This window comes from Clostridioides sp. ZZV14-6154 (assembly GCF_020657785.1).
In the GTDB taxonomy this organism is placed as follows: Bacteria; Bacillota; Clostridia; order Peptostreptococcales; family Peptostreptococcaceae; genus Clostridioides.
In genome coordinates this window covers 1,311,556-1,323,153 of the sequence record NZ_JAGWCY010000001.1, presented here as the reverse complement: position 1 = coordinate 1,323,153, position 11,598 = coordinate 1,311,556, and the positions used below count along the sequence as shown (strand labels likewise).

Genomic DNA, 11,598 nt, shown 5'->3' with positions numbered 1-11,598 from the left:
AATGAGATTCATTCATACATCAGATTGGCATCTAGGGAAATCCCTAGAAGGTCATTCTAGAATTGAAGAGCAGGCAAAATTTTGTGAGGACTTCATAAAAATAGTAGAATCAAGTGAAGTTGATATGGTAATAATTGCTGGGGATATATATGATAATTCTAATCCACCAGCACAAGCTGAAAAACTGTTTTATAAAACAGTTTCAAGACTTGCTAATAATGGACAAAGATGTGTAATAATAATTTCTGGGAATCATGACAATCCAGAGAGACTTTCTGCAATAACACCTTTAGCACATGAACAGGGTATACTTATATTTGGTTATCCATCAAGTTCTACAGAAAAAGCTAAGTATGAAAAATTTGAGATAACAGAGACTATACAAGGATGTACAACATTAAATATAAATGGAGAAAGTGTTGTAATTGCTACATTGCCTTATCCAAGTGAAAAAAGATTAAATGAGGTTTTTTCAAGTGAAGATGATTTGGAAAAGCAAAAGACTTACTCTGAAAAAGTAGGCGACATATTTAGAAGTTTAGGAGAAAATTTTAGAAGTGATACTATAAATATAGCAGTATCACATATATTTGTAATAGGTGGAGAGAGTACTGAATCAGAAAGACCTATACAACTAGGAGGAAGCTTTTTGGTTGAAAAAAAAGACTTACCAGAAAAAGCTCAATATACTGCACTAGGACATTTGCACAAACAACAAAAAGCTTCTGAACGATTAAATGCATATTATTCTGGTTCTCCACTTCAATATAGCAAAGACGAAAGAGCATATACTAAAGGTGCGTATATAGTGGATATAAAAGCAGGAGAAAAACCAAATATTGAGGAAATTTATTTTAACAATTACAAACCAATAGAAGTATTTAAATGTAATGGTATAGATGAAGCTTTAGATATATGTGAGCAAAATCAAGATAGAGATATCTGGTCATACTTTGAAATAGATACTGATGAGATAATATCTCAGGGTGAAATTAAAAAAATGAAAGAATTATTAAAAGACATAATAGAGATAAAACCAATAATAACATCTTGTTATGAACAAGAAAGTGTAGATATAAAAGAAAAGTCTATGGCAGAATTATTCAAAGAATTTTATTCCTTTAGTAGAGGTGTAGAACCAAAAGGAGAACTTATGGATTTATTTCTAGATATAATAAGTGAAGAAGGTGAATCAACAGATGAGACCAATTAGATTAGAACTGACTGGACTTAATAGTTATATTGATAAACAAGTTATAGACTTTGAAAAACTAATTGAAAGAGGTTTGTTTGGAATATTTGGGACTACTGGAAGTGGGAAATCTACAATTTTAGATGCTATAACTATTGCTATGTATGGAAATATATCTAGAAATACAAAAGAATATATAAACAGTGTATGTGATAAAGCAATTATATCGTATGAATTTGAGATAGGAAGCAAAAATACAAGAAGAAGATACATTGTAGATAGAACTATTGTAAGAAGTAAAACAGGAACAAAGACTTCTGGTGCTAGATTAGTAGAGGTGTTAAATGATAATACAAAAAATGTTTTGGCTGATAAAGTTGTTGAAGTAAATGAAAAGGTGGCTCAAGTTGTAGGACTAACATCAAACGATTTTACGAGGTCAGTAGTTTTACCACAAGATAAATTTAATGAGTTTTTGAGATTATCACGTGCAGATAGAAGAGATATGTTAGAGAGAATTTTCAATCTTGAAAAGTATGGAAGAAGTCTTGGAGATAAAGTAAAAAAGAGAAAAAATTTACATTCGCAAAAGTTAAAAGACTTGAAATCAAAATTAAGTCAATACGATGGAATTACAGAAGAAGTGTATAATGATATCAATCAAGAACTAATGGAGTTAAAAAAACTAGAAAAAGAGAAAAATAAAACTTTGGATTTAGTTCAAAAATCTTATGAAGAGAGTAAGGTAATATATGAGGAACAATTGAAACTAGAGAAAAATGAGCTTAGAAAAAATGAACTCAACCTAAAAAGCAATGAGATAAAGGAAAAGACTAATCTTGTAGAAAATGATAATAATGCAAGAAAAGTGGACCCATACATAGGAACAGTTCAAAATTTAGAAAAAAGAATAGAAGAAGATAGTTTTACAGTAGATAGATTAGATAAAAAATTAGTAATTTTAAATCAAGAACTTGAAATTACAAAACATAGATATGAAAGAATAAGTAAAATTAAAAATGAAGAAGTTCCTAAGTTAAGTGAGGAAAAAATAAAGTTACAACAAGCAATAAAATTAGAAGAAGAATTAGTTTTACTAGATAAGGAATTAAAAGAATTAAAAGAAAATGGTCTTGATTTAAGTAAGAACAAAATGGAGTTAGAAAAACTAAAAAAAGATTCTGAATCTAGAAAAGAAGCAGTTATTAAGTCTGTAAAAGAAATTGAAGGGAAAATAGATAAAGTAAATATAAGTGCAGAATTAAAACAAAAAATATTTTTAGCATATGAATATGAGAAAGATTATAATAAAGTATTAGAAGAGAAAACTCAAAAAATAAATAAACTAGAAGAAATATCTAAGGATACAGAAGATATAAATTTAAAAGTCAGATATATTGATAGAGACAAAAATGACATCAACCGTAACCTAGAAAGTTTGTCTCTTCATTTAGATGTTCTTCTTAAAAAATGTCCTGGCAAAAGTGAAGATTTGCTTTTAAAATCTGAATATGTAACTGAATTAAGGAATAAGGCAAATAATACCAAAGAAAATGAAATTAAGAAAAATAATATACAAGATGAATTAAAAGTAGTTTTAGAAAATAAATTTAATATTGAGAGAGAGCTAAATCTAGTAAATGAAAAGCTTGAGAACAATAGAAAAAATAGAGAAGACCTTGAAAAAGAGTTAGAAGAACTAAAATACTTGAATTTGGCTTCTGAGCTTAGACGTGAATTAAAAGAAAATGTGCCATGTCCAGTTTGTGGTTCAAAGCACCATGAAAATCATAATATAACTAATTATGATGAAAATATAGTTTTTGTTAAAGATAAATTAGATAAATTGGAAAAAGAAAAAGTAAGCATAAGACATAATATTGAAGAATTAAATGCTAAAGTAAGTGGTTATGTGTCTGTAGAAAAAATGAAAACTAAAGAATTGGAAGATGTAAAAGGAAAACTTGGGGAAATTCCATCCAGTCAATTATTTAAAAGACTTGATGATGAACAAAGAAAATTAGCTGTACTTAAATCTAATATTCAAGAGTGGGAAAAAGAGAAAGAGAGTACCGAAAATAAAATAACATTGGCAAAAGAAGAAAAAAATAGAATTGAAAAAGAAGAATTAAAGATAAACGAAAGTTTGAATAACTATAAGAAATTAATAAAAGATTTAAATATCGAAATTGAAAGTCTGGAACATAAATGTAAGAAATTAAAACAAGAGTATTTAGGATTAAAAACAATTACTAAAGTTTCAAATCTATCGTCAAAAGTAGAAGAATTAAGAGAAAATGAAAAAAAATTAGAATTATTAAATACTGGATATTCAAACTTATTAAAAAACAGAGATTTATTAGATATTAAAATAAGAGAACAAGAAAGTAAATTACATGAAATAGAGTTAGAGTTAATAAAGGCTAGAGAGTTATATGTAGAAAAAAAAGTGCATAGAGAAAGTAAATATAAAGAAGTAATTAACATAACAAAAGGTGATTTAGCTAAAAATCTTTTACATAATGTTGAAGAACGTATATGCAAGATACTAGAACAAGAAGAGTCTAGTAAAGTAAAGCTAGAAGAACAGAGGTTAGAATATGAAAAAAATCTTGCTGAGAAGCACAATATAGATGGAAGACTTAAAACTGCTAAAGAACAATATAAAGAACAAAAAATAATATTAAATAAACTGCTAGCAGAAAATAAATTTGAAAGTATATATGCGGTAAAAAGAGCTTTATTAGAAGGTGAAGAAGTAAAAAAACTGATTGAAGAAATATTAGAATATGAAGAAGAACAAAAGTTATTATCGTTTAAAATAAAATCATCAAAAGAAAAATTAAATGGAAGAATTATTAAAAAAGAATACTTTGAACAATTAAAAGATAATATTTATAATATGAAAGTAGAAATAGGAAATATATCCAAAGACATTGGAGCTAATCAAAATAAGTTGATAACATTAAAAGATTCTTTAGATAAGATAAATGATTTTAATAAGGAACTTAGATTGGTTGAACATAAAGTAGATTTGTTAGAAGAATTAGATAAATGTATACAAGGAAATAAATTTGTAGAATACGTCTCTACAAATCAACTAAAATATATAGCTTTAGAAGCATCAAAAAGATTAGAAGGAATAACTAAAGGAAGATATGCACTTGAAATTGACTCAACACTCAATTTTGTAATGAGAGATAATTTTAATGGAGGAGAAAGAAGAAGTATTGATACTCTATCTGGAGGAGAGACATTTTTAACTTCACTATCATTAGCACTTGCTCTTTCATCTCAAATACAATTAAAAGGGAGTGCACCACTTGAATTCTTCTTCTTAGATGAAGGATTTGGTTCATTGGATAGTGAGCTTTTGGAGATTGTTATAGAATCATTGGAAAGATTGCATAGTAATAATCTAAGTGTGGGTATAATAAGTCATGTCGAAGAGCTTAAAAATAGAGTTCCTGTTAAGCTATTGGTTTCATCGAGTGAAGCTGGAGTAGGTTCAAAAGTAAAAATTGAATACAGTTAGAAACAATATGTTAATTGAATATATTATCTAACATTTCCAAAAAATATATAATTGTGATATAATTAAAACTAATATTAAATTTATTTATAATTAATATCAATATAAAAAAACAAGTAAGTAGGAGTGTGGTAAGTGTTGGAATCGCCCAATAGTTTGGTCCAGATTATAATTTTAGTAGTATTACTTATGGGGTCTGCATTTTTCTCAGCATCAGAGACAGCTTTAATGTCTTTAAGTAAAATCAGAATTAGATATATGCAAGATGAAGGAGTCAAAGGAGCTAAGTTAGTAAGTTCATTAATAGAAAGCCCAAATAAACTTTTAAGTTCTATATTAGTTGGAAATAACGTTGTAAATATAGCAGCAACATCCATATCAACGTCACTGTTTATAGGGTTGATGGGAGAAAAAGGAGTAGCACTTGCTACAGCTGTTATGACAGTACTAGTGTTAATATTTGGTGAAATTACTCCAAAGACAATAGCAGCAAGTAACTCAGAAAAGGTTTCTCTTTTGGTATCTAAGCCTATAAGAGTAATTATATTTGTATTAAGACCAGTAGTATGGGTATTTAATATAATTACGAACGTTATATTTAAATTGTTTGGTATAACACATAAAGGAGCCAAGTCATTTATAACTGAAGAAGAATTAAAAACTATGGTAAATGTAAGCCATGAAGAAGGCGTCCTTGAAATGGAAGAAAGAGAAATCATAAATAATGTATTTGAATTTGGAGATATGCAAGCCAAAAACGCAATGATACAGAGAATAGATATGGTAGCTATAGATATGGAAGATAGTTACGATGAAATCATACAAGTATTTAAAGAAGAAAAACTAAGTAGAATGCCTGTATATGAAGAAACTATAGATGATATTGTAGGAATACTTAATATAAAAGATATTATATTTTTATCAGATGAGGAAATAGAGTCATTTGATATTAAAAATTATATGAGAGAGCCATTTTTCACATATGAGTTTAAAAAGATAACACAGCTTCTTGAAGAGATGAAACTTGAAAAAAGTCAAATGGCTATAGTTGTAGATGAGTATGGTGGGACATCTGGGCTTTTGACTATAGAAGATTTAGTAGAAGTAATTGTTGGTGATATAGAAGATGAATATGATGAAGAAGAAGATGAAATACAAGTTATAAAAGAAGATGAGTATATTGTAGATGGAAGTACTAAAATTGGTGATGTTAATGAACTTATAGGTGTAAACTTAGAATCTGAAGAATTTGATTCTATAGGTGGGTTTATAATTGGACATTTAAGCAGATTGCCAGAAGAAAATGAAGTAATTGAAGTTGATAATATAAGATTTTGTATAGAAAGTATAGAAAAAAATAGAATCAAAAAAATAAGAATATATACATAATGTAATAATGTTCTTAAATTTATTATAAGTGCATTGAATGTAGAATTTAAATTCTATATTTAATGCACTTATTTTTATTTTATATTCAAATAAAACTAGTATGAAATGGACAAAATAGAAATATAAATTAGAAGGAAGGAGATTTTTAAGATGAACATATTAGAAAATGATTTTTTATACAAATTAAAAAATAACACTATCTTTTTTTGTATATACACATTGTTGTTTATTTTTATTTATAAAGCATTTCCATACATAGCTCCATTTTTTTTAGGTGGAATAATAGCTCTTATGATTAATCCTATATCACAAAAATTAGAAAATAAGTTTAACATCAATAAGGGTGTGTCCACATTAGTTTTGAGTTTTCTTGCAGTAGCAGTAGTAAGTACAGTTACTACAATAATCGTAATAAATTCAGTGAAAGAATTAATGGGATTTCTAAATAATATATCTACCAACCCTGAAGATATAAGCAATACAATTATGTATTTTTTAAATAAAGTAAATACATATATGAAATCATTTCAAGAAATAGCTAATTTTGATATAGAACAATTAGTAAGTAAGTTTAGTAATGAAGTAATGCATATTACAAAAAATCTCCTTACAAGTATACTTGGACTGGCTACTTCTATTCCATATATTATAATATTTATAATTACTTTGTTTATTGCTACATATTTTATAGCAAAAGATTTAGATAAAATTGAAAATAATTTCTATAATATGTTTACTGTTGATGTCAGAAAAAAGGTAAAGAATGTAAAGAAGGAAGCAGGTCTTTCTCTTGTAGGATATATAAGAGCTTATACAATACTTATGGCTATAACTTTTTTTGCGATATGGGGAAGTTTCGCTATATTTGGATTAAAATATGGTCTGATAGTAGCTTTTGTAGGAGCTTTAATGGACTTAATTCCATTTTTAGGAATAATAACAATATATCTTCCAGTAATCGTGTACTATTTTCTTATAAAAAATTATTTTATAGCTGTAAGCATGACTATAATATTTTTTGTTTTATCTCTAATAAGAGAAATACTTGAACCCAAATTAGTATCAGTAAATGTTGGGTTAAATCCATTAGCAACACTGGCTGCAATTTTTATTGGAATTCAGGTAAAGGGAATAATAGGAGTAATTTTTTGTTTGGGTTTGGTATGTATGCATGATATACTTAAGAAGGTGGATATCTTTTAGCTATAAATAATGAAGATATTTTTGTAGTAAAATTTTATTCACTAATAAATAAAAATTCCATTAATATTGTAAGAAAGAAGGTATATGCATGAAACAAAAAGTAGTAGAAAGATTTTTAAAATATGTATCATTTGATACAACATCGAATTCTCAATGTGAAAATTGTCCATCTTCAGAAGGTCAAAGAGTTTTAGCTGAGTATATAGTTGAAGAGTTAAAATCAATTGGTATTGATGAAGTAAGTTTAGATGAAAACAGTTACGTAATGGCTACTTTAAAAGGAAATGTTGAAGGTGTAGATACTATAGGATTCATATCACACTTGGATACAATTGAAGATATAAGTGGAAAAGATATTAAACCAAGAATAATAAAAAATTATGATGGAAAAGATATAGTTTTAAATGAAGAATTAAATGTTGTTACATGTGTAAAAGATTCTCCAGAATTAGTAGAATTTAAAGGAGATGATTTAATAGTTACTGATGGAACAACTTTACTTGGTTCTGATGATAAAGCTGGAATAGCTGAGATAGTAACTGCAATAGAATATTTAATCAATCACCCCGAAATTAAACATGGAGATATAAAAATAGGATTTACACCTGATGAGGAAATTGGAAGAGGTGCAAATCTATTTGATGTTGAAAAATTTGGAGCAAAATATGCATATACTTTAGATGGAGGAGTAGTTGGAGAACTTGAATGTGAAAACTTTAATGCAGCAAATGCAACTATTACTATACATGGTAGAAACGTTCATCCAGGTTCAGCTAAGAATAAAATGGTCAATGCTATACATATAGCATCTGAAATCTCAGAAATGTTCCCAGCAGATGAAAGACCAGAAACAACAGAAGGTTATGAAGGCTTTTGGCATCTAAATACTATAAATGGAAATGTTGAAACTGTAAGCATGGCTTATATTATTAGAGACCATTGTAGAGAAAAATTTGAACAAAGAAAATCTATAATGATAGAAAATATAGAAAAAATAAATAAGAAATATGATAATAGAGTGGAATTAGACTTAAAAGATTCTTATTATAATATGAAAGAAAAGATTGAGCCAGTTATGTTCATCGTTGATATAGCCAAAGAGGCAATGGAAGAAGTAGGTATAAAGCCACGTTTAGTTCCTGTAAGAGGTGGTACTGATGGTGCAAGACTATCATTTGAAGGATTACCTTGTCCAAATATATTTACTGGAGGATTAAACTTCCATGGTAAAAATGAATGTATTCCAGTTAGTTCTATGGAGAAAGCTACTAAATTAGTTATAAGAATAGCTGAAAAATATGCTGAAAGAGTTTAGTTAAAAAGTATTCAAAAATTAAGAGTTTAAAGTTATAATAGCTATATCATTCTTTATAAAACAAACTGATTGTAAGTTTGTTTTGTATTTAAGATGATGTAGCTATTTTTATAATTATTTTGATAAAAGGTAATTATATTCACTTTGGGGTATAAATAAGTATTGCAGAGTAACAATAAGTATTAATATTTTAAATAAGGGGGAATTATATTGAAAATTAAATCTAAAAAAATAATGGTATTTGCACTTGTATTAGGGCTTGTAATGCCTAGCTGTGTATATGCAGATACAACTAGCAAGAATCAAAATTCGCAGGAAAATATGAATAGCTATATTCAAAATAGAAAATCTCCAAAGGGAGAAAAGTTAATTGGGGAAGATAGATTTGATACAGCTATAAAAATATCTCAAAGTGGATGGAATAATGGTTCAGAAAGGATTTTTCTAGTAAATTCAAATTCATTACCAGATGCACTAGCTTCAACTCCTTTAGCAAGTAAATTGGATGCTCCAATACTACTTACTAATAAAAATAATGTACCAGAAAATGTAGCAGATGAGATAACAAGACTTAATCCTGAAGAAATTATTTTAATTGGAAGTGAAGGAGCAATTTCATCAAGTGTAAAAAAATATCTTGAAGATACAGGTGTTTTAGTAAGTAGAATTGGAGGAGCAGACAGAGAAGAAACTTCTTTGCTTCTTACTAAACAATTGGATGATACAGGAGATTTAGGCGTTTCAAAAATAGCAGTAGTTAATGGGTATAATGGCCTAGCAGATGCAACTTCTATATCAAGTCCAGCTGCAAGTGATAATATGGCTATAATATATGCAAGTAAAGATAGTATAAGAAGTGAGGCTAAAAGTTTTATAACACAAAATTCAAATGAGACATACATAATAGGTGGAGAATATAATATAAGCAAAAAACTTGAGGGACAACTAGTAAATTCAGAAAGATTAGCTGGAACAGATAGAAAAGATACAAATGCTAAAGTTTTAGAAAAATTTTATGGAAAATTAAGTAAGGTTAGTAATATGTATTTTGCAAAGGATGGAAGTGGTAGAGAAGCTGATTTAGTTGATGGGCTTGCTGCTGGAGTATTGGCGGCAAAAACAAAGTCACCTGTCATTCTTGCAAGTGGAAGTCTAAGTAATGGACAACAAAGTTTTATAAAGAAAGTAAAAGCAGATAAATTTATACAAGTTGGTGGAGGAAAAAATAGTAATCCTTATACAGAAGCATTAGGATTACAGTAGTTTTATCAATTAGTAATATTATATAATAAAGACAAGTAAACTAAGTTATGTTTAATTAGAAGTTTGAATTGATGTATATGAAATTCTAATTAAGTTGCAAATAGCTTAGTTTACTTATTTTTGTGCTAATAGATACTTTACAATACAGTAGGTTATACAGTTTTCTAATGATATAGAAAAGACACCTCAATGTGAAGTGTCTATCTATAATATATTTTTCTTTTTCAATTAAATTTACTATATATGTTTTAAGTATTAACCTTTAATGTTTTTCATACATTCTTATGGAATACTACATTTAGTTAATATTGATTACATTTCCAGTATTAATATCGATTAAATTGATATCAAGTTCAAGCTCATCTTCATCATCAGTTTTTATAATATCTATAATTGCTACAGAATGGCTTCCATCTTTGGGGATAGAAGTACTTCCTGGATTTATAACTATTAAATTATCATCCATATATAGTTTCTTTACATGAGTATGTCCTAAAACTAATATGTCAGCACCCATTTTCTTTGATTTATCAATAATTTCTTCTTCTGTTTCTGTATAACCATGATTTAATATAATCCTAATTTCTCCAAATTGGCTCATGACATAAGGACTTTGAATAGGATGTTCTATTACCATCTGGTCGACATCTGCATCACAGTTACCTTTAACAATTATAATATTTTCTAATTTGTTTAACACTTCTATAAATTTTTTAGGATTATATCCTTCTGGAATATCATTTCTAGGACCATGATATAAGACATCTCCTCCATGTAAGAGAATATCACAGTCAGATAATACATTTAATGCTTTTTCAAAGTAAAGTAAACTACCATGAGTATCACTCATTATTCCTATTTTCATATTAAAATCCTCCTAAGTGCAGTCTATAAAAATTTTTCAGATACTCTATGCCAAAACTCGTAATTTGACATCCTAAGTAATTTTATTTTTGCATCAGACATGCTAACTTTTATATTTTCGATTTGTCTAAATCTGTGCTCAACACCATCAACAACAATCAATAATGAATCTTCAAATCTGTATTCTGGTGCAATCTTTATAACAGATTCATTTGAACATATTATGCTTGATGTAAAACATCTATATGCATTAGTGTTTATTGGATGTAACGGTGTAATCTGCATAAGTTCAAGTTTTATATCAACAATACTACCGCCAGCAGAATAGTTGTAGGCGGTTGAACCTGTGGAAGTAGAAATAATCATACCATCTCCACTAAAATTTTGTATATGTTTATCATCAAGGCTTAGATTAAGATGTATAGTTCTAGACTTGTCTCCTCTTATAACAACTTCATTTACAGCAAGCATGTTAGAACCGCTAGTAGTTGTATATACTTCAGCATTAAGAAGTGACATTTCTTGAATAATATAATCCTTTTTTATATAAGCTTCAATAAAGCTATCAATCTTATCTGGTAAAATATCAGGAAAAAATCCCAGATGTCCTGTATTTATACCCATTATGGGAATTTCAGGAAAATCGAAATCTCTAACTGTTCTTAAAAAAGAGCCATCACCGCCAATTGATATAATAAGTTCTGTATCTGGATAAATATCTGAATACACCTCAAAGCCAGCGTTGACAAGTTTTCTAGTTAAGAGTTCTTTAGTCTCAAGGGACTTATTTAATTGGTTTGCATTTATAGTTATAATTCTTTTCATATATTCACCTCTTCA

Annotated in this window: 8 protein-coding genes; 6 read left to right on the top strand and 2 right to left on the bottom strand. The window is 27.8% G+C overall.

Annotated features, from left to right (window positions below; genetic code table 11):
* Position 1 precedes the first annotated feature (1 nt).
* From KGF45_RS06485 to KGF45_RS06460, 6 genes are all read left to right on the top strand, one after another.
* A complete protein-coding gene (locus KGF45_RS06485; protein WP_227827005.1) occupies positions 2-1,213 on the top strand; it encodes an exonuclease SbcCD subunit D in 1,212 nt (403 codons plus the stop codon).
* Positions 1,200-4,727, top strand: a complete 3,528-nt coding sequence (locus tag KGF45_RS06480; RefSeq protein ID WP_227827006.1) for an AAA family ATPase — start codon at positions 1,200-1,202, stop codon at positions 4,725-4,727. The genes KGF45_RS06485 and KGF45_RS06480 overlap by 14 nt, the downstream gene beginning before the upstream one ends.
* A gap of 132 nt (positions 4,728-4,859) precedes the next feature.
* Positions 4,860-6,113: an HlyC/CorC family transporter gene (locus tag KGF45_RS06475; protein WP_227827007.1), complete on the top strand. Its 1,254-nt coding sequence runs from the start codon at positions 4,860-4,862 to the stop codon at positions 6,111-6,113.
* 150 nt (positions 6,114-6,263) lie between these two features.
* Complete coding sequence (ytvI, locus tag KGF45_RS06470; protein WP_227827008.1) at positions 6,264-7,316, top strand: sporulation integral membrane protein YtvI; 1,053 nt, start codon at positions 6,264-6,266, stop codon at positions 7,314-7,316.
* An 88-nt stretch (positions 7,317-7,404) separates the two neighbouring features.
* A complete protein-coding gene (gene pepT / locus KGF45_RS06465; RefSeq protein ID WP_227827009.1) occupies positions 7,405-8,631 on the top strand; it encodes a peptidase T in 1,227 nt (408 codons plus the stop codon).
* A 210-nt stretch (positions 8,632-8,841) separates the two neighbouring features.
* The gene (locus tag KGF45_RS06460) at positions 8,842-9,894 is read left to right on the top strand and encodes a cell wall-binding repeat-containing protein (protein WP_227827010.1); all 1,053 of its coding nucleotides are present in this window, start codon (positions 8,842-8,844) and stop codon (positions 9,892-9,894) included.
* A 298-nt stretch (positions 9,895-10,192) separates the two neighbouring features.
* Here the strand turns inward: KGF45_RS06460 and yfcE are convergent, their stop codons facing one another.
* Positions 10,193-10,759, bottom strand: a complete 567-nt coding sequence (gene yfcE / locus KGF45_RS06455; protein ID WP_227827011.1) for a phosphodiesterase — start codon at positions 10,757-10,759, stop codon at positions 10,193-10,195.
* Positions 10,760-10,782: 23 nt separating this feature from the next.
* Entirely contained in the window at positions 10,783-11,583 is an 801-nt protein-coding gene (locus tag KGF45_RS06450; protein WP_227434012.1) for an NAD(+)/NADH kinase, read from the bottom strand.
* Positions 11,584-11,598: the final 15 nt, after the last annotated feature.